Annotated in this window: 14 protein-coding genes and 1 tRNA gene; 5 read left to right on the plus strand and 10 right to left on the minus strand. The window is 67.2% G+C overall.

Annotated features, from left to right (window positions below; genetic code table 11):
- The first annotated feature begins 737 nt into the window (after window positions 1-737).
- Window positions 738-1,871 carry a helix-turn-helix transcriptional regulator gene (locus tag AC6A67_RS10665; RefSeq protein WP_498036538.1) on the plus strand — a complete coding sequence of 378 codons (1,134 nt, stop codon included), beginning with the start codon at window positions 738-740 and terminating at the stop codon, window positions 1,869-1,871.
- Window positions 1,872-2,026: 155 nt separating this feature from the next.
- On the opposite strand, the gene AC6A67_RS10670 is transcribed toward AC6A67_RS10665, so the two are convergent.
- Window positions 2,027-2,103 (minus strand) — tRNA-His (locus tag AC6A67_RS10670).
- 389 nt (window positions 2,104-2,492) lie between these two features.
- Here AC6A67_RS10670 and AC6A67_RS10675 point away from each other — a divergent pair.
- Window positions 2,493-6,014 carry an ATP-binding protein gene (locus tag AC6A67_RS10675; RefSeq protein ID WP_498036539.1) on the plus strand — a complete coding sequence of 1,174 codons (3,522 nt, stop codon included), beginning with the start codon at window positions 2,493-2,495 and terminating at the stop codon, window positions 6,012-6,014.
- Window positions 6,015-6,187: 173 nt separating this feature from the next.
- On the opposite strand, the gene bfr is transcribed toward AC6A67_RS10675, so the two are convergent.
- The 7 genes from bfr to AC6A67_RS10710 all read right to left on the minus strand — a co-directional run bounded on the left by bfr (window position 6,188) and on the right by AC6A67_RS10710 (window position 12,049).
- Complete coding sequence (gene bfr, locus AC6A67_RS10680; RefSeq protein WP_498036540.1) at window positions 6,188-6,682, minus strand: bacterioferritin; 495 nt, start codon at window positions 6,680-6,682, stop codon at window positions 6,188-6,190.
- A gap of 268 nt (window positions 6,683-6,950) precedes the next feature.
- Window positions 6,951-7,427, minus strand: coding sequence for a (2Fe-2S)-binding protein (locus tag AC6A67_RS10685; protein ID WP_498036541.1), 477 nt, complete (start codon window positions 7,425-7,427; stop codon window positions 6,951-6,953).
- 552 nt (window positions 7,428-7,979) lie between these two features.
- Window positions 7,980-8,231, minus strand: a complete 252-nt coding sequence (locus AC6A67_RS10690; protein ID WP_498036543.1) for a hypothetical protein — start codon at window positions 8,229-8,231, stop codon at window positions 7,980-7,982.
- Window positions 8,232-8,345: 114 nt separating this feature from the next.
- Window positions 8,346-9,032, minus strand: a complete 687-nt coding sequence (locus tag AC6A67_RS10695; RefSeq protein WP_498036544.1) for a LutC/YkgG family protein — start codon at window positions 9,030-9,032, stop codon at window positions 8,346-8,348.
- Window positions 9,029-10,501 (minus strand): LutB/LldF family L-lactate oxidation iron-sulfur protein, encoded by a 1,473-nt coding sequence (locus AC6A67_RS10700; protein ID WP_498036545.1) that lies wholly within the window; start codon window positions 10,499-10,501, stop codon window positions 9,029-9,031. Before AC6A67_RS10700 ends, AC6A67_RS10695 begins: the two co-directional genes overlap by 4 nt.
- Window positions 10,498-11,331 carry a (Fe-S)-binding protein gene (locus AC6A67_RS10705; protein ID WP_498036546.1) on the minus strand — a complete coding sequence of 278 codons (834 nt, stop codon included), beginning with the start codon at window positions 11,329-11,331 and terminating at the stop codon, window positions 10,498-10,500. Before AC6A67_RS10705 ends, AC6A67_RS10700 begins: the two co-directional genes overlap by 4 nt.
- 283 nt (window positions 11,332-11,614) lie before the next feature.
- Window positions 11,615-12,049 carry a c-type cytochrome gene (locus tag AC6A67_RS10710; RefSeq protein ID WP_498036547.1) on the minus strand — a complete coding sequence of 145 codons (435 nt, stop codon included), beginning with the start codon at window positions 12,047-12,049 and terminating at the stop codon, window positions 11,615-11,617.
- A 463-nt stretch (window positions 12,050-12,512) separates the two neighbouring features.
- Between AC6A67_RS10710 and AC6A67_RS10715 the strand changes: the two genes are divergently transcribed.
- A complete protein-coding gene (locus AC6A67_RS10715) occupies window positions 12,513-13,415 on the plus strand; it encodes a DUF2076 domain-containing protein (protein WP_498036548.1) in 903 nt (300 codons plus the stop codon).
- A 124-nt stretch (window positions 13,416-13,539) separates the two neighbouring features.
- Here AC6A67_RS10715 and AC6A67_RS10720 read toward each other — a convergent pair whose 3' ends face one another.
- Window positions 13,540-14,406, minus strand: coding sequence for a L,D-transpeptidase (locus AC6A67_RS10720; protein WP_498036549.1), 867 nt, complete (start codon window positions 14,404-14,406; stop codon window positions 13,540-13,542).
- 211 nt (window positions 14,407-14,617) lie between these two features.
- Window positions 14,618-15,172 carry a MarR family winged helix-turn-helix transcriptional regulator gene (locus AC6A67_RS10725; protein ID WP_498036550.1) on the minus strand — a complete coding sequence of 185 codons (555 nt, stop codon included), beginning with the start codon at window positions 15,170-15,172 and terminating at the stop codon, window positions 14,618-14,620.
- 568 nt (window positions 15,173-15,740) lie between these two features.
- Between AC6A67_RS10725 and groES the strand changes: the two genes are divergently transcribed.
- The gene (gene groES / locus AC6A67_RS10730) at window positions 15,741-16,028 is read left to right on the plus strand and encodes a co-chaperone GroES (RefSeq protein ID WP_498036551.1); all 288 of its coding nucleotides are present in this window, start codon (window positions 15,741-15,743) and stop codon (window positions 16,026-16,028) included.
- A gap of 143 nt (window positions 16,029-16,171) precedes the next feature.
- Window positions 16,172-17,818 carry a chaperonin GroEL gene (gene groL, locus AC6A67_RS10735; RefSeq protein WP_498036552.1) on the plus strand — a complete coding sequence of 549 codons (1,647 nt, stop codon included), beginning with the start codon at window positions 16,172-16,174 and terminating at the stop codon, window positions 17,816-17,818.
- Window positions 17,819-19,005 lie beyond the last annotated feature (1,187 nt).

A 19,005-nucleotide genomic window follows, 5' to 3' on the forward strand; every position in this document is an offset into this window, starting at 1 on the left:
GCGGCTGTCTGGTCAAAAATTCAGGACCACCTCTCAGTATGCACGCTGTGCGGAAGCACGCGGACGCTGAAGCGCGGCGAACAGGGGTTCATGCCAGAGCCCTGTGACCCTGTCTCATCGGGTTCTGGTCTAGGCCGGGCGGCGCCTGGGCTTTGCAGGTCGCGGGTGCGCCAGCATCTGCATGGCCTGCCAAAAGGTGCGCCACTGGCGCTATCGCCCTCATGGGCCGCGCGGCTTTGCGACCGGGCGTTGCGACACGCTTGTGCAACTCCCCTACGGGAAGTTTCGAAGTGTGGCGTTTGACTGTCGCGCATCTCTGCGCCGGTCAGGTGGGGCGGGCAGGGTTCAGACGTCAGGCGCCGGCGAGGCGCGGGGCGACGCCAAGGTGCATGACGCCAAGGTGGATGACGCCAAGGTCATTGTTGTCTGCGGCGCTATAAATTGCGCGGCGTCGCACAAGTGCAATCCGCATCTTCAAGATCCGGCGCCACAGCTTTGGCCCCGGAGCGAGCGGGGTCTGGCGCTTCGGGGGGATTGGCGCCACCTGGCCGGTTTCGCCATGGCGCGCGTAGCTTCCGCTACGTCGCGGATTACTGGTGTAAGTCGCAATCATTAATCAAAGTAGTAATTTGCATTATTTGCCGATTGATCCAAAAATTGCTTGAATTGACGTTGAATATTTGACACGTGGCGTAGATCGAATTCATGAGAGCTGGGTGGGGAAGTGGTGGTGAGCGGTGGTTTTATTATTTTCCAACGATTCTGCGACCGGAATTGCTCCAGCTGAGCGGTTGCGGGCCTGCGGCGAGGTGCTGGTGAATCTTGCGGCGAGCCGCGCCGGCCTGTTGATGCTTGTGGATGTCTCTGGTGAGATACGCGGTCGCCTGCTGGTCGGCACAGCATCTGGCGATGACAGTCATTGTAGCTCGGCAGAGCTCAGTCTGCTGGCGCGGCAGGCGCCGCCGGGTGAGTGTGACTTCGTCGGCCTGCCGCCCTGCCATACCCTGGTGCAGCGCCTGCTCGGGGAGCCTCCAGCCGGGTTTGGCCATGCGGTGATCGGCCGGATTGCCTGCGACAATGGGCTTGCGCTGATTGTCGTGGCCGGCTGGCGCGCCAGTCCGCCCGATGCGCTGGAGTGCGCCATCCTCAAGCGCGGCGGGGTGATCTGCCGCGACGCCATGCGCGAGGTGCTGGCCAGTAGCGGCGGCGGCCTTGCGGAGGGCGGTCGGGGAGCTGGCTATTTCGATTTCCTCAACGCCGTGGCCTCACCGGTTTTCCGGGTTGACGAACGTATGACCATCATCACCCGCAATGAGGCAGGGCGTCGCGAGTTGCAGCATGGCGCGGTGTTGCAGGAACTGGCAGGAAGGCTGACCCATGCCTCGTGCCATGGCATGGAGGAATTGCGCACGGCGGTGCGGCGTTCCTTGCGCGATGTGGCGGGGGAGGGGCGGCGATCTTCGATCGTGCCATTGACCAGCGAGTCCGGTCTGCCGCGTTTCGCGATTGTCGCGCCCTCGCCATTGCATGGCAACGATCCCACCTGCCTGGTGGTGTTGCCGGTGGTGGATTCCGACGAGGGCGCGCGGCGGCTCGCGGCGCTGTATCATCTGACGCCGGCTGAGGAGAAGGTGGTGCGGCTTATTCTGACCGGCGCGTCGCCGGTGGCCATAGGCGCCGAGCTGACACTGACGGAGGCGACGGTGCGCACTTATCTCAAGCGCATTATGCTCAAGCTGGGCATTAACCGCCGTTCTGAGTTCTTCCTGCTCTACATCCTTACCATGTCGCCGTTCCGCTTCGGCGGCGACAGCTGCCATCCGGTGACGCAAAACCGGGGACGGCGCGCCGACAGCGGCGAGCGCCGCTAGGGCCATGACCATCGGTGGCGACGCGGGCGCACCAGGCGCGCGTCGCCGCTGGCCAACAAGGCGCGGGTGGACTGACTGCTGAGTGGATGTGGGCAAAAAAACAAGGCCGCACGCTGGCGGCCTTCCTGGTCACATCGCCCTCGCCATGGAGGGGGTGGTACAGCTACCCCGGCTCGAACGGGGGACCTCTAGATCCACAATCTAGCGCTCTAACCAACTGAGCTATAGCTGCATTGACGAGCGGAACCTATGGCGGGCGCTGCGAATTGGCAAGCCCTTTGCGCCGCCGCAGCGGCAGTTATTCAGCGCGATCTCTTGCGACATGCAGTCCCATAGGCTTAGCCTGGGGACAACTGGCGGCTGGCCTGTCGGTTGGCTGGCAGGCGATGGCGCAGGACGATTGACCTGACGCTTGCCCTGACCATTGCCCCGACACGCGGCGACCGGGCCCTGCGCGCTGAGGCTGGGTGACCGCGCCGCACTGAGCTGCGGTTTTGCCCCTCATTAACCGTGCCGCACTGCTTCGGCAGGCCAGGTCTCGGGTCGGGCGACATTGTCTGCTAGACTTGTTGCGCGTAACCACCGCCGTAGCAATGACCGCATGAGCGGGCAGAAATGGGTATGAGCGCAACGAGCGACGCCACATCCGGATCGGGCGACACGGCGGCCTTCGGGCCGGACGCATTCGCGTGCCTGATCGGCGCCGATGGCGCGCTGCTGCGGGCGTCTCCACAGGGGCGGGCGCTGCACGCGCGGCTCGATCGCCCATCGCGGGCGCGCATCCAGGCGTTGGCCGCGCAGGCGGCCACCGATATGCCGCCGCGAGCCGTCGCCTTACGGGCCGGAGGCGTGAATTTCGCGGCGCTGGCCCAGGCGCACCCGCTGGCGGATGGCGCAAAGGCGCTCCTGCTCGAGATTGATGGTCAGGCGCCGCGCGGGTGGAGCCAGATGGCGGCGGCGCTTCCCGCGACGCCAGCCAGTGGCGCGACTGGCGCGGCCACGACGAGGCCCCCGTCTGCGCTTGAGAACATGCAAGCGGCGGCCAACGGGCGGCCCAGCCTCCGGTTTGTCTGGAAAACGCATCCAGATGGCGTCATCGCCGCGCTGTCGGCGGCGTTCCTGCGCGCGGCGCCAGAGGCCGCCGGCTTCATTGGCAAGAGCTGGGCCGAGCTCGGCGCGTGGCTCGACAAGGCCGCCGGGATTGACGCCCAGGCGCGCTCCGGGCGGGCATGGTCGGGCGTGGTGGCGACGCTGCGCCTTGACGATGGCCGGCTTATCGCCCCGCTGGAACTGGGTGGGGCCCCGATGCGGGATGCCTCAGGCGCCGACGCCGGGCAGCGGGGCTATGGTTTCCTGCGGGTGAGCGCCGCACTCGAAGCTGCGCGTCCGGCCCGCGCCAGCGCGCTGGATATGCCGGTGGGCGACGCCGTCTATCTTGCTGCAGATGACGATGACGTTCTCCCCGGAGAGGCCAATGACGCGGCCCCGACCGCCGGCTTCGGCCACGCCGCCGTCGCCATTGACGCCGCCAGCCTCGGCGAGGGAGCGACGGATAGGCCCGCCCCACACGGGGAAACTGCAGCCGCCCAGCCCGGCGCAGCGCCGATTGACGCCAGACCACAGACGACGACCAGCCGGCGTGCTCCGGTTGAGACGGCTGTGGCGCCTGAAGCTGCTGGCGCGACTGCCGCTGGTCGTGACGGGGCGTCCGGTCTCAGCGTTGGCGAGCGTCAGACCCTCAGGGATATTGCCCGTGCGCTGGGCGCGCGCCCGGTCGCGGAGCGCAAGTCTGAACTTGCGCCCCCTGCGCCCCTCCAGCAGCAGGCCAGCGTAGCGTCAATCGCAGCCGTAGGGACCCCGCCCGCCCGGCGCAGTCTGCGCGATGTAGTGCAGGAGGTCACGGCGCGCCCGGCCGCCGTCGCCGGTGTGAGCGCTGGTGAGCGCGGTGATGTGACCGTCGATGACGCCGTTCCCGCTCCACAGACGGGTGAAGGCGGCCAGCCATTGTTGCCGGGGTTCGGGCCTCCGGCGGGTCAAAACGGCGAGGCGGCGGCCAGGGACGCGGCGACGCTCTCGGCGCAAGTGTGGTCGCTAACCTCGTCGCAAGTGTCGTCGCAAGTGTCGTCACAAGCGTCGTCACAAGTTTCGCCGCAAGGCCTGCCCGACGAACCGCCGCCAGTCGCCAAGCCAGGATCGGCGCAAACGAAGTCTGCCGCCACGGCGTCAGAATCCTTGCTTCCGCCAGAGATCCGTTCAGCCGATGACCGTAATAGCGGTCCGACTTCGGCGTTGGCTGCGGATGAGACAGACGCGACAGCAGGCCTTGATCGGGCGCAACAGGCCGCAGCAGGGCTATCTGCTGACGCCGATGCGCATAACGCAGCGCATCACCCGCATGAGGCCGGTGACCAGGGTGCGGCTGACGCCCATGACGCTGGAGCCTCTGGGCGCGCAGGCGCGGTCGCCCAGGCAGCGCCGGTTGAGCAGCACGCTCATGCGATCACAGCGTCCAGGGCGCGGCCACGACGCGATCCGGTCGCCGAGATGATCGTGGCGGCGGCGCAGGACGCCATGCCTGGAGCGGTCAATGACGCCACCCCTGGCGCGGCCACGACGCTGATGCTGTCGGCGGCGTCCCCCGGCGCCTCATCCAGTGACGCCGCAGCGGAGGCGGTGCGGTTGTTGCTTCAATCGGCGCCGGTGGCCGCCGTGGTCTGTCGCGGTGAACAGGTGCTGCACGCCAATCAGGGCTTTGTAGCGCTGTCGCGCTATGGCGGCGCGGCGGAGGTGATGCAGGTGGGGCTGTCGACGCTGCTGCCCGAGATCGCCCCCCACACCCGTTCAACTCGCAGCGCGACTGACCGCGCCACGCTGGTGGGCGCGCGCGGCGTGCGCACGCCGGTGCTGCTGGCGCGCATGCCGGCGCCCTGGCGTGATGGACCAGCGGAGCTAATCCTGGTCATCGGCGATGACAGCGCCGAAATGGAGGCGCGGGCGCGTCACCTTGAGGCGGAGGCGCTGGCGCATCGCGAGCGGGCCAGCGAGCTGGCCGCCATACTCGACACCGCCACCGACGGCGTGCTGCTGCTGGACGGCCAGGGGCGGATCCTTTCGCTCAACCGCCCGGCTGAGGCCCTGTTCGGCTATGAGCAAAACCAGCTGGTTGGCGAACCCCTGACCCGTCTGCTCGATGGCGAGAGCCATCAATTGGCGCTGGATTATCTGGCCAGTGTGCGCGGCGGCGGCGTCGCCGGCATGCTCAATGATGGCCGCGAGATTGTCGGCCGGGTCCGGCAGGGCGGCGTCTGTCAGCTGTTCATGACCATCGGTCGCGTAGAGACCGCCACGGGCCTGCGCTTCTGCGCCGTGTTGCGCGATGTCACCGCCTGGAAGCAGACCGAGCACGACCTGATTGAAAAAAGCCAGCGGGCCGAGGCGGCCAATGCGCAGAAGTCGGATTTTCTGGCGCGCATGAGCCATGAGGTGCGGACGCCGCTGGGCGCGATGATCGGCTTCGCCGAGCTGATGCTGGAAGAGCGGCTCGGCCCCATCGCCAACCCGCGCTATCGCGAATATGTCCGCGACATCCATGAATCCGGCCAATATGTCATCAGCCTGGTCAATGATCTGCTCGATCTGGCCCGCATTGAAGCGGGCAAGATGGAGCTGACCTTCGCCAGCATCGATCTGAACGCCGTGCTGACCTCCTGCGTGACGCTGATGCAGCCCCAGGCCGCCAAGGCGCGCATCGTGCTGCGCAGTTCGCTGGACGCAGCGTTGCCGCCAGTGGTGGCCGATGAGCGCTCCATGCGTCAGATCACGCTCAATGTGCTGGGCAATGCGCTGAAATTCACGGATGCCGGCGGCCAGGTGATCGTCTCGTCGCTGCGCAATGAGGCGGGCGAAGTGGTGATCCGGGTGCGCGACACCGGCATCGGCATGACCGAGGCTGAAACCGAAGAAGCGTTGAAGCCGTTCCGCCGGCTGGCGCGCGGTCGCAAGACGCCTGGCACCGGCCTTGGTCTGCCGCTCACCGCCGCCCTCACCGAGGCCAATCGCGGCGCGCTGCGCATCAGCAGCCGGCCCGGCGAGGGTACGCTGGTGGAGGTCGCCTTGCCGACGACCCGCGTGCTGGCCCATTAATCCAGTGTCGCGTCGCGCCCGACCGCCAGGCTGCGGCGGGGTGCGTCTGGCGCCGGCAAATATGGAAAAGGCCGGACAATGCCCGGCCTTTGATCTTCTGTCGTCCGCCACGCCTGTTTGCGCAGCGCTGCGCCAGGGAGCGCCGCAATTGGGCGCGCTCCACGTCAGGCGGATTAGTCGCCGGTCGCGCTTTCGCCGAGGGCGCCCATGTGGTGCTGGCAATACAGGGCTTCGCCGAGGCGGTTGATCAGGTCGAGCTGGGTCTCAAGGAAGTCGATGTGACCTTCCTCATCCTTCATCAGATCGACGAACAGATCGCGCGACGGATAGTCCTTGACCTCAAGGCAATAGGCGGCGGCTTCCTGGTACAGGGCGCGCGCTTCTAACTCGGCCGCAAGGTCAGCCTGGATAACCTCGGTCACGGTCTGGCCGATGCGCAGGGGGTCGAGCACCTGCATGTTGGGGAAGCCCTCAAGGAACAGGATGCGGTCGGTGAACCGGTCCGCGTGCTGCATTTCCTCGATCGATTCCTTGCGCCAGAACTGGGCGAGCTTCTTCAGGCCCCAATTGTCCAGAATGCGGAAGTGCAGCCAGTACTGGTTGATCGCAGTCAGTTCACTACGCAGGCCACGGTTTAGATACTCAATGACCTTCTGGTCGCCTTTCATCACGGGCTCCTTGTTTAGGATCATTCTAATCTAGGGCATTTGCTGCGCCGACGCAAGGGCATCGTAGGTCACGCGCCGCCGTGCGGCTTGAGGCTTTTGCTGAGGCCTGCGGGCAGGCGTGCCGGTGCGCGAAAAGGCGCAGTCTTGCGCGGCGCGGAAAGCGCGCGCGACGGCGCCCGCGCAGACCAGTGGGCCTGCGTGCTGCGCCGGATGGCTCGCTTATACTGAACTGGAATTGCGCCCTGGCGTTCCGTTGCACGCGCCAGGCTTATTCGGCGGCGATCAGCGCGGGGTGATCGTCGTTGGCGCCATGGCGCTGGGCTGGAGCATGCTGATGCGGGCCACGGCTGGCGCACGTGTGAGCCGTGGGGGGCTGGGCGAAACGCTGGGCCGCAGGCACCGCAAACTGGCGGCGGCCGATGACGGGGCTGGCAGGCTGGCCAAACGCCGGCTGCGCGGCTGGCGTGGCGAGCACAGGCGCATTGTTCGCCCCGGCGGGAATCTGGGCGGCGATGGCCTGGGCCGCCGTCTCACCCGGGCAGGTGGCGCAGCCAATCTGACAGGCGTGGCTGGCGGTGATGTCGGAGAACATCTGGCGGATCTGGCTGACGCAGCGACCGCAATTGGGCTTGCAGCCAAGGCACAGATACACCTGACCGGGAGAACGCGGGCGTGCGTCGGAATCGCTCGTCAGCGCATCCCGCACCTGGCGATCGGTCAACTGATTACAGGAGCAAACGATCATTCGCGTTCTTTAGAATAGTTAAAAACTATAGTTGTTTCAATTACTTATTTAGCGGTTCCACCGCCGCGGTCAAGCCCGCGTGAGCGATGGCGCATGAGAAATGAAGAGGCAGGCGCGTTCCTCTGGAGTGAAACTGTGGGGGCCCGGGCGCGACCTGAGACGGCGTTGTCGTCAGCAAAACGCGTGGATGCCCGCGACGAGCGCGGGCATGACGTGGTGTCTGTGGGGATCGTCAGAGACGGATGAGCGTTGTTCGTGGCTGACGAGCCCGACGGCGGCTGTTTCCGGAGTGAGTGCTCTGACCGGGCGGCGAGCCTTCCCTCAAAGCCACCCTTCCAGTACCAAGCCCCGCCAACAACGCCCCCCCGTCGTCATGCCCGCGCTCGTCGCGGGCATCCACGCTCTATCCACCAGTGCCCATGCAGTGCACACGACCCACCAGTGCATGGCGCCACGACGGCGGCGTTGCACACGGCCTGTCCATGGCCGAGCCTCGCTGACCCAGCGTTACTGGCGAGAACCCGCCGCACCAGCCCCTATGGTGGCGCCGATTCAGCCCTTTGGATCGGGCGAGCGCGGCGTTTTGCGATCAACGCTGTGCTCATCCGGCTCGACGGCGTAACGCTGCTCGCGGGGCGCGCGGGTGACCGACGAGGGATCGCTCGCCGGGAAGCTCTCCTCGATCGATTCGTCCAGCGCCGCTTCCTCGCGCGCCCGTTCCGTCTTGCGGGTTGCGCCAGTGGTGGCGGCTGACTGCGGCGGGGCGCCTGCGCCCTGGCTGGTTTTGGGCTGGTTGTCGTTCATGGCATCCTCCTGTCGCCACCGGGGGGGCGCATGCAGGGCATGGCCGCCACGGGCGGTGGCTTTACAGGGTAACGCGACGCGCGGCCTGCCAGTTCCCCGCCAGGGTCCGCCGGTTCAGACTGTGGCGTCGCGATCGATCAGGATGATGTGCAGGGCGCGCGGGCCGTGAGCGCCGAGGAAGATCGTGCGGTCGATGTCGCCCGAGCGTGACGGGCCGGTGATCATATTGACGGTGCGCGGCGGCGCGCCGCCGGCGGTCTCGGCGCGCAGCCGCGTCCACACATCCTCCAGCGCCGGCGTGAGATCGGCGCTGTCGAGCACGACGATGTGGTTGTCGGGCAAAAAGTTCAGCGTCGTGGGATTGTCGGGGCCGGAGGTGAGGATCAGCGAACCCGTCTCCACCACGCCGGCGAAAGCGTGGCTGACGCCGTTGAGATCGCCGCCGTCGCTTGGGCCGACGGTGGTCTCCAGCGCAGTGTCCGCCCATGGCATGGCGGCGAGGCGGGGGTCAGCGCCCATGCGCAGGCGAGCCGGCGCATTCTGGCCGCTGAGCCAGCGGGCGGCTTCCGCCGGAACCTCCTGGGCCGACCGCACGACGCTCACCGTCGCCTGCACCCCCACCGCATAATTGCGGAAGGTGGCGATGGCCTCGGCGCCGGTCTTCTGGCCCCGCTGCGGGACCACGCCGCGCTCTGGCTGGGCGAGGCGGTCCATCACCGCCTTGCGGCGCGGCGCTTCGGCCCCGGTGACGCCGAGCGCGCGGCGGATATTGGCGAACACCTCATCGCGGGCACGGGTCATGGCGCTTTCTCCGGCGTGGTGGCGCGTGCAGGCTGGCTTTTGTTGCGGCGGCTGTTCTGCGCCGCCCATTGCGCCTGGAAGGTCTTGCCTTCTGGCGCCGGAAAATCCCGCCCCTGGGTCCAGCCAGACGCGAAGGGCAGGGAGCGGAAGCGCCCCTTGCCCCGCGCCGCCAGCGCCAGCACGGCGGCGCCGGCGCGCGTCGCCTGGCGATACAGCCAGGGTCTGCGGGCGAAAAAGCCCCAGAAGGCGAGGCCAGAGCGCACTGTGGCCGGGGCGAGGTGGCGCTCAAACTCCTTCTCGCGCCAGTGGCGCATCAGCTTCGGCAGCGGAATGCGCACCGGGCAGACCTGTTCGCAGCGTCCGCAGAAGGTCGAGGCGTTGGGCAGATGCCCGCCCTTGTCGACGCCGATCAGCGACGGCGTCAGCACCGAACCCATCGGGCCGGGATAGGTCCAGCCATAGGCGTGGCCGCCCACCGCCTGATACACCGGACAGTGATTCATGCAGGCGCCGCAGCGAATGCAGCGCAGCATCTCCTCAAACGAGGTGCCGAGCATGCCGGTGCGGCCATTGTCGAGCAGCACGACGTGATAGGCGCCTGGGCCATCGACGTCGCCAGCGCGGCGCGGGCCGGTGGAGAACGTGGTGTAGACTGAGCTGTCCTGGCCGGTGGCCGAGCGGGCCAGCACCCGCAGCATCTGGGCGCAATCGTCGAGGGTGGGGACCAGCTTCTCCAGCGAGGCCAGCACGATATGGGCTTTCGGCAGCGTCTGGGTCAGGTCGCCATTTCCCTCATTGGTGACGATCACCGAGGTTCCGGTTTCGGCGATGAGGAAATTGGCCCCGGTGATGCCGACGTCGGCGGCCAGAAAATGCTGGCGCAACGCCTGACGCGCTTCATTGAGCAGGCTTACCGGCTCGGACAGGTCGCGGTCCGGCGGCAATTGCGTGTGCACGCGGCGGAAATCCTGCTCGACCTGGGCGGCGCTGAGGTGAAACGCCGGGGCGATGATGTGCGAGGGCGTCTCGTTACGCAGCTGGATGATGTATTCGCCCAGATCGGTTTCGACCGGGGTGAACCCCTCCGCTTCCAGATGCGCGTTGAGGCCGATCTCTTCCGAGATCATCGACTTGCCCTTGGTCACCGTTTTTGCGCCGAGGTCGCGGCAGATGTCGGCGACGATGCGCCGGGCTTCCGCAGCGTCGCGGGCGAAGTGCACATGGCCGCCGCTGGCGGTCACCTTCGCCTCATACTGCTCGAGGTACAGATCGAGATGCGCGAGGGTGTGGTCCTTGATGTCGCGGGCGCTGTCGCGCAGCGCCTCGAACTCGGGCAGCGCGGCGGCGGCCTCGGCGCGCTTCACCGAAAAGCCGGTGCGCATGGTGCCCAGCACCGCCTGCAATTGCTCATCCTTGAGGGCGCGATGGGCGTTTTCCCGGAAAGCGGGCGAGGTGATGGCGACGCTCATGCCTGTCCCCCTTCGGCTGTCTGGCGCGGTTGAGGCGCAGGCGCCGCGTCCGCCGGGGCGCCGATCGGCGGAAGTCCGGTCATGCCCGCCAGCACCTCGGCCACGTGGCGCACGGCGATGGGGCTCTGCTGCCGCGACAGCTTGCCAGCCATGTTCATCAGGCAGCCGAGGTCGCCGGCCAGCAGCATCGGCGCGCCGCTCTCGGTGATCCGCGCCGCCTTCTCGCCGACGATGGCGTTGGAGATCTCGCCGTATTTCACCGCAAAGGTTCCGCCAAAGCCGCAGCAGACATCTGAATCGGCCAGCTCGACCAGCTTCAGCCCGTCGACCGAGGCAAGTAACTGACGCGGCTGCGCCTGCACCTGCAACTCGCGCAAGCCGGCGCAGCTGTCGTGATAGGTGGCGACGCCGTTATAGCTGGCGTTGACGTTGCGCACGCCCATGACGTCGACGAGAAAACTGGTCAGCTCCCAGGTCTTGTCGGCGAATTCGGTGGCGGCGCGATGCAGGTCCGGGTCATCGGCGAACAACTCGGGATAATGCTTCCGCACCATGCCGGCGCAGGAGCCGGAGGGCGCCACCACATAGTCCACGCCAGCAAACGCGCGGATCATCGCTCGCGCCAGATCGGCTGCGGTGCGGCGGTCGCCGGAATTATAGGCGGGCTGGCCGCAGCAGGTCTGCGCCGGAACCTCAACGCGGCAGCCTGCGTCGGTCAGCAGCTTCGCCGCCGCAAAACCAATCGACGGCCGCATCAGATCCACCAGGCAGGTGACGAACAGCCCGACACGCGGGTGATGCGGTGGGCGCCGGGCGGCTGAATGCGACATGTCTCGTCCTGTCAGAAACTGCGGTTCTGGAGCTGGCCCGGGCTCAGCGTCAGTTGAGCCGCGTGTTCAGGCCGCGCGTAGCCCCAGTGGCCGCGTCAGTCTGCGCCAATCTAGCGTCTGGAACCATTCCAACAAGCGCACAGGCGACAATTCAGCTGCAATGTGCAGCAGTGCTGGCCAGCTGTGACGGCGTGCCGCCCGGCAGAGGTGCAGGAGACGCGCATGCGACGTGCGACGTGCGTTGGGGCGGCGGGCGTGGCGACAGTCGACGTGCGATCGGCGGCTAGCGGCTGGTTTTGCCGTCGACGCCGAACTGGCCGAGATAAGCGAGCAGATCGTCGATCTCCTTGTCCTTGGGGAGGCCGAGGAAGATCATGCGCGTGCCAGGCACCTTGGCGCGCGGTGATTTGAGATAGCTGCGCAGGGTGGCGGCGTCCCACGTCAGGCCCGCAGACTTCATGGCGTCGGAAAAGCGGTAGCCGTCGCGCACGCCGGCCTTGCGACCGATCAGCCCGTTGAGGTCTGGCCCTGCCGTGTGTTTGGCGCCTTCGCCGACCTGGTGGCAGGCGCGGCACTTCATGAACACGCGCTGGCCGGCGTCGATGTCACCTGTGAGGGCTGGCGCGGGCGGCGCCGGGCTGGCCGCAGGCTGGGCGGGAACCTGTGCCGCAGGTGGCTGTGCGGGCGTCTGCGCCAGCGCAAGGCCAGACGTCAGCATTGCTGCGGCCAGCACAACGCCACGGACAGTCGCTGTCCCCCGACAGGCGGTGGTGGTGTGACGGAGCGTTGTCAGTGGCGGACGCAGCGGCATATCGGTTCCTTGTCACGCATGGCCTGAGGCGCATGGGGTCGTGCGGGCCCAGAGGCGGGGGAGCCCAGAGGCGGGCGGACGCCATCGCCGGAGGTCTGGACCAGATTCCGGGCGGCGCCGCCCCACCGGCAGCACAGACAAACGGGTCGGCGCATGGCGAGCGGCGCGGGGCTGCGGCGCGCTTGCCGCGAGGGTTCAGGCAAGGCTTGTACCCTGCCGCACCGTCGCCCGACAGGCAGCGCATCGCCGCAGTGAAAAATTGCCGGATATATCTGGCGCCGGCCCTCGGGAATCCCCATGTCTGGACAGGCGCCCACGAGCGGCGACGGGCCTGTGCGACAGGTCTGGGTTTTTCACGGAGACGAGGTACATGGACGCGCAGGAACGCGAGGTTATTGACGGGATCTTCCATCGGCTGCGCGAGGCCGAAAACCAGCCGCGCGATCCTGAGGCGGAGCGCTATATCGCCGATCTGGTCGCCCGCCAGCCCTACGCGACTTATGCCCTCGCCCAGTCGGTCTATGTGCAGGACATGGCGGTGCAGCAGCTCTCGGGCCGTAACCAGGAACTGGAGCAGCGTGTGAGCCAGCTTGAGGCCGAGGTGCGCGCCGCCCGCGAAGAGGCGAACGCCGCCCGTCAGCAGGCCCAGCAGGCGCCGCAGCCACAGGCTGCGCCGCAGCCGGCGCTGGCAGGTGGCTTCCTGTCCGGCCTGTTCGGCGGCGGTCGCTCCAGCGTGCCGCCCACTGGTCCCGGACGCGCGCCGCAGGGCGGCGCCTTCGCCCAGCAGGCGCAGCCTGGCGCAGGTGACGCGGGTGGCGCCCCTGGCCGCAGCGGCCCATGGGCGCGCGGCACGATGCAGGGTGGCCCGAACCAGCCTGGCCATAACCCCGGCATGGCGGCCGGTCCGTGGGGCGGCCAGCAGGCCCAGGCGCCGGCTGGCGGCGGCTTCATGCGCACGGCGCTGACCACCGCGGCTGGCGTGGCTGGCGGCGCGCTGCTGTTCGATGCGGTGAAAGGCATGATGGGCGGCTCGTCCGCAGCCAACGCTACGCCGACCGACAAAGCGGATGCCGCAAAGGAAGACACGGCTGCCAAGGACGATGCCACCGCTGACGCCGGCAAGGAAAACGCCAGCGCCCAGCCCGCGGCGGACCAGGGCCAGGACGCCAGCTATCAGGACGCAAGCTATGAGCAGGGCGGCTGGGGCGATGACCAGGGCTGGGGCGACGCTGGCGGCTGGGACGACGGCGGCGGCGACGACAGCTGGCTCTGAGGCTGACGCCCGACTGGACCAGGACTGCCGGATCAGAGCCTGATCGGGCAGGCCATGGGGCCATGGCGACAATGAATGTTATGGTGACGCGCGCCTTCGGGCGCGCGTTATCTGTTCGGCCGCCCTACATCACCACGACTTTCGCGCCGACGCGGACGCGGTCATACAGGTCCATGACGTCCTCATTGGTCAGGCGGATGCAGCCTGAGGAGACGTTCTGGCCGATGGTGTTGGGTTCGTTGGTGCCGTGGATGCGATACAGCGTGGCCCCAAGGTAAAGGGCGCGCGAGCCGAGCGGGTTATCGGGCCCGCCGGGCATGAACACCGGCAGGTCAGGGCGGCGTTTGCGCATTTCCTTTGGCGGACGCCAGTCCGGCCATTCGCGCTTCATGGAAATGCGCTGGCTGCCCTTCCACTGGAAGCCCTCGCGACCGACGCCGATGCCGTAGCGGATCGCCGTTCCGTCGCCCTGCACCAGATAAAGAAATTTGCGGCGGGTATCGATAATGATGGTTCCGGGGCTCTCGCCGCCACGCCATTGGATGATCTGGCGCTGAAAGCGCGGATCGACAGCCTGTTGTGTGGCGCCATAGGCGTCGTCATGGCCCCAGGCGCCGCCATAGGCAGACTGGTCGTCAAGCTGCTGGGACGCGCCACCGTAGCTCCGCGCGTTGCTGCGTCCGCGTCGCGTTGCCGGCCTTTCGCCGTCCGACCACGAGCCATAGCCCTGGCCGTCAAGGTCCGGCGCGCCATAGCGCCAGTGGCCTGCAGGCGGCGCGCCGTAGCCTCCGTAGCTGCGATCAGCGTAATCCTGGGCGTAAGCGGCGGACGCCGCCAGCATGGCCCCGACGAACAGAACCGGGGCCAGCGCCGCAGCAAACGTCCGTCGTGACATGGGTGAGGTGGGGCGGGTCAGCCAGCCAATCGGGCCCCTGTCGGCGTCAGCCCCGGGAGAGGTCGCCCACCCAGGACACCCCATATCGCCGGTCATGCTGCTCTCCCTGACGTTGGGTTCAAGGTCATGCTGCGCCATCGACAGCGGCGGCAGTTGGGGAAGCCCCCTCATGACAATGCGTCGGGGGCGCATCAGTTCCCGCGGCGCAACTGCGACGGGCCGCGCGGTATGGCGACCGCGCGTCAGTGAGTCTCACGCACATCGCTGTCCGGCGCCGATCACAGCGCGCTCCGCGTTGGGCGCCGGTTCAGCGGCTGGTCGGCCTGTTTGACGTCGCATCGGCGTGCGTCGCGGCGGCACCTGGCGCGCCCGTCTGGTCACGGGCGGCGCGCCGCAGGGCGCGCAGACTGAGGCCTGCCTCGCGCCAGCCGGCCTCGCCCATGGCGGCCTCCACCGCGTCCTGGGCCTTGCGCCACAGGGGGGCGGCCCGCGCCAGCGCCTCACGCCCCGCATCGGTCAATTCATGGGCGACGGCGCGCCCGGCGCCCGGGCGCGGGGCGATCAGCCCGGCGTCGCCCAGCAGCTTGAGATTGCGGGTGAGCGTGGTGCGCTCCAGCGCCAGCCGGTCGGCGAGGGCGCTGATCGAGCCGGGGACGCCCTGGGCGATGGCGGCGAGCAGCGACAGTTGCGTCACCTTCAGCCCCGTCGGCCGCAGCGCCTCATCATACATGCGCGTCAGCGCCCGGGCGGTCATGCGGGCTTGCAGGCAGGCGCACAGATGCCCTTGGGCCATCAGACCTGATTCCGGCGCGCCTGGCTCCAGCGCATCGGCGCTTGCTGGCGGGCGTGTGGCGACAGTCATGCTGGCGTCTCCCTCATGCGCGTCATGCTGATGAGCGAAACCGTCATCCGCCCGTGGCGCAGGCAGGTGATCTGGCGGCAGTCAGGCACGGTCGCGGCCTGGGTCGCCTCACCAGGCGCCATGCACGAGCCCGCGGGCCATTGCCCGCAGGTCGCGCCAGCGCCCGCCTGCACGCCGAAAGCCTGCACCCAGGCCTGCTCACCAAATCCGGCTCGCCCAGGCCTGCTCACCCAAGACTGCTCACTCAAGCCTGCTCGCCAAAACTTCCCTGGCCCTGGTCCGCGCCGCGTCCGGACCGCGCATGGCGTGGCGTCACTGTTCTGTCACCGAACATGGCGCATTGTGCAGCTGGGGTAAACCGCAGCCATGGCAAAGGCTTCCGTTCGCCAAGTCGCCGGCCCAGGGCTGGCCGTATCAAAAAAATGCCGATCGGCCGCTTTTGCCATCCTTGACACACCAAGGGGGCAGTCCTATCTCCGGAGGGCAGTTAGCACTCGCCTTCAGGTAGTGCTAACGATCCCATTTATTGCACCTCGCGCGTCCCGCGCTCTATCAAGAGGAATGGTCCATGAAGTTCCGTCCGCTGCATGATCGCGTCGTCGTTCGTCGCATTGAAGGCGAAGAGAAGACCAAGGGCGGCATCATCATCCCCGACACCGCCAAGGAAAAGCCCCAGGAGGGCGAGGTTGTGGCCGTGGGCGCCGGCGCCCGTGACGATCAGGGCAAGCTGGTTGCGCTCGACGTGAAGGCTGGCGACCGCGTCCTGTTCGGCAAGTGGTCGGGCACCGAGATCAAGATCGACGGTGAAGACCTGCTGATCATGAAGGAGTCGGACATCCTCGGCGTCGTTGGCTGATCAGCCCTGACGCTGGCGCTGGCCTGAGGGCTGGCCCGATGGTTCCGTATTCCCAGCAACAGTGAATTTTCGGGGTCCCGCAGGCGCGCGACAGGCAAGGGCCGTCGCTGGCGCCACAGGACCTGGACAACAGGAGCAAGCACATGGCTGCCAAGGAAGTAAAATTCGGTGGTGAAGCACGCGAGAAGATGCTGCGCGGCGTCGACATCCTCGCCAACGCCGTCAAGGTGACCCTGGGCCCGAAGGGCCGCAACGTCGTGCTGGAGAAGTCCTTCGGCGCGCCGCGCATCACCAAGGACGGCGTCTCGGTCGCCAAGGAAATCGAGCTGGCTGACAAGTTCGAGAACATGGGCGCCCAGATGGTGCGCGAAGTGGCCTCGAAGACCAACGACAAGGCTGGCGACGGCACCACAACCGCCACCGTTCTGGCCCAGGCCATCGTGAAGGAAGGCGCCAAGGCTGTCGCCGCCGGCATGAACCCGATGGACCTGAAGCGCGGCATCGATCTGGCCGTCGCTGCGGCCTTGGAAGACATCGCCGCCCGCGCCAAGAAGGTGTCGGACAGCTCCGAGATCGCTCAGGTCGGCACCATCTCGGCCAATGGCGACGCGTTCATCGGTCAGGAAATCGCCAACGCGATGCAGAAGGTCGGCAACGACGGCGTCATCACCGTTGAAGAAGCCAAGACCGCTGACACCGAAGTCGAAATCGTCGAGGGCATGCAGTTCGATCGCGGCTACCTGTCGCCGTACTTCGTGACCAACGCCGAGAAGATGGTCGCTGACCTCGAAGATCCCTACATCCTGATCCACGAGAAGAAGCTGTCGTCGCTGCAGTCGCTGCTGCCGGTGCTGGAAGCTGTCGTGCAGACCGGCAAGCCGCTGGTGATCATCGCTGAGGACGTCGAGGGCGAGGCTCTGGCCACCCTGGTCGTCAACAAGCTGCGTGGCGGCCTGAAGGTTGCGGCTGTGAAGGCTCCGGGCTTCGGCGATCGCCGCAAGGCCATGCTCGAGGACATCGCGATCCTGACCAAAGGTCAGACCATCTCGGAAGACCTCGGCATCAAGCTCGAGAACGTCACCCTCGACATGCTGGGCCGCGCCAAGCGCATCCGCATCGAGAAGGAAAACACCACGATCATCGACGGCTCGGGCGCCCGCGAGGACATCGAGGCCCGCGTCGCCCAGATCAAGGCGCAGATCGAGGAGACCTCCTCGGACTACGACCGTGAGAAGCTGCAGGAGCGTCTCGCCAAGCTGGCTGGCGGCGTGGCCGTGATCCGCGTCGGCGGCTCGACCGAAGTCGAAGTCAAGGAGAAGAAGGACCGCGTTGACGACGCCCTGAACGCCACCCGCGCTGCGGTGGAAGAAGGCATCGTCCCTGGCGGCGGCACCGCCCTGCTGCGCGCCAAGGGCGCCGTCCAGAAGCTGGACAGCGACAACGCCGACATCCGCGCCGGCATCAAGATCGTCTCGCGCGCTCTTGAGGCTCCGATCCGCCAGATCGCCGAGAACGCCGGCGTGGAAGGCTCGATCGTTGTCGGCAAGATCCTTGAGAACGTCGACAGCAACACCTTCGGCTTCAATGCGCAGACCGAAGAGTTCGTCGACATGCTGCAGGCTGGCATCGTCGACCCGGCCAAGGTCGTCCGCACCGCCCTGAAGGACGCTGCGTCGGTCGCTGGTCTGCTCATCACCACCGAGGCGATGGTCGCTGACGCGCCGAAGAAGGACGCGGCTCCGGCCATGCCGGCTGGCGGCATGGGCGGCATGGGCGGCATGGACTTCTGATCCAGCCCAGCCAACTGACATGGGGCCCCGGCGTTTGCCGGGGCCTTTTTTATGCGCGCTCGACAGCGCCGGGGCCGCAGGCGATGGCGCCGCCTGATACCAAAGTGCGGTGCGCACGATTGATCGCACTTTGGTCAAGCCCGTGCGGCGTCTGAGCAATCAAGGATGCGGATGCGTTAGCATCTTCGCATCCTGGTATGAGTGAGGCACGACATGCCCCAAGGGGCTGCCACATCGCCCACGGGGCCCACGGGCTGATCCGTGTAGCCATCGCAGACAATGTTTTGCTCACGGCGGCGCGGTGTTTGAAATATGCATGTAGCCGATACCTCCCGGTGGTCGCAGCCAGCCAGACGCAACCGCGCGTCAGTATGGTCGCCTTCTGTATGCCGCCAGTTCGTGCGCAATCACGCTTTCGCTGCGTTTTCGCCGTGGCGGCGTTTGCCTTCAGCCGCACAAGACGCTAGGACATTCTGGAATTGTGCTGGAGTTGCGGGCGGCGTCGACACATGCGGCGACGCGCGCCCCGGATGCGCCGTGCGCTCCGGCTGGCCCGCGCGCTGGCCGAACAGAAATTTGGTCGTGGGGGCCGGGTGCGGCCCTGACGCTCACCGCAGATGCTGAAGAGGTGTACAATGCAGAACGATGACGTCGACAGCCCGGTCGCTGGTGTTTTCTGGGCGCTGATTCTGGGGGTCGCCGTTTGCGCCGTGATCGCCTGGCATCTGTTCGGCAAATGATCGGCTGACAAGTCGCCGGTAGGCGCGAGGCTGCGAACCAGCCAGCGTTCGGGCGGATGCGCTGATCCGGTCAGCCCGTTGTACGGTTGCAACTGCCGGGATTGGCCGCCAATTCTTGCACGCCATGAATAACGCGCTCCTTCCGGAGCGCGTTTTTGTTTGCCGTGGGCGGTTCGATAATCTGCTCCACGATGCCGCCGGCGCTCTGCCCCCGAAATGACCAAAATTTAACACGCGATTGACCTGTGGATCGCGTAGATTGTGGTCATCGGCAGCAAGCCGGATAGATGTGGCGACAGGTGACGATCACGTTGATGCAGGCCGCCTGGCTGCCTCGCAGGCGCGTGTTCCCGCGTGAACGCAGAGGCGCCGCTCCGGCGCGCGCCTTCGGCGTCCCATCACTCCACTGATGCTGAAAGCCTTTCGACCCCTGGCGGGGCAGGGGGC

The organism is Camelimonas sp. FR25 (assembly GCF_059740505.1).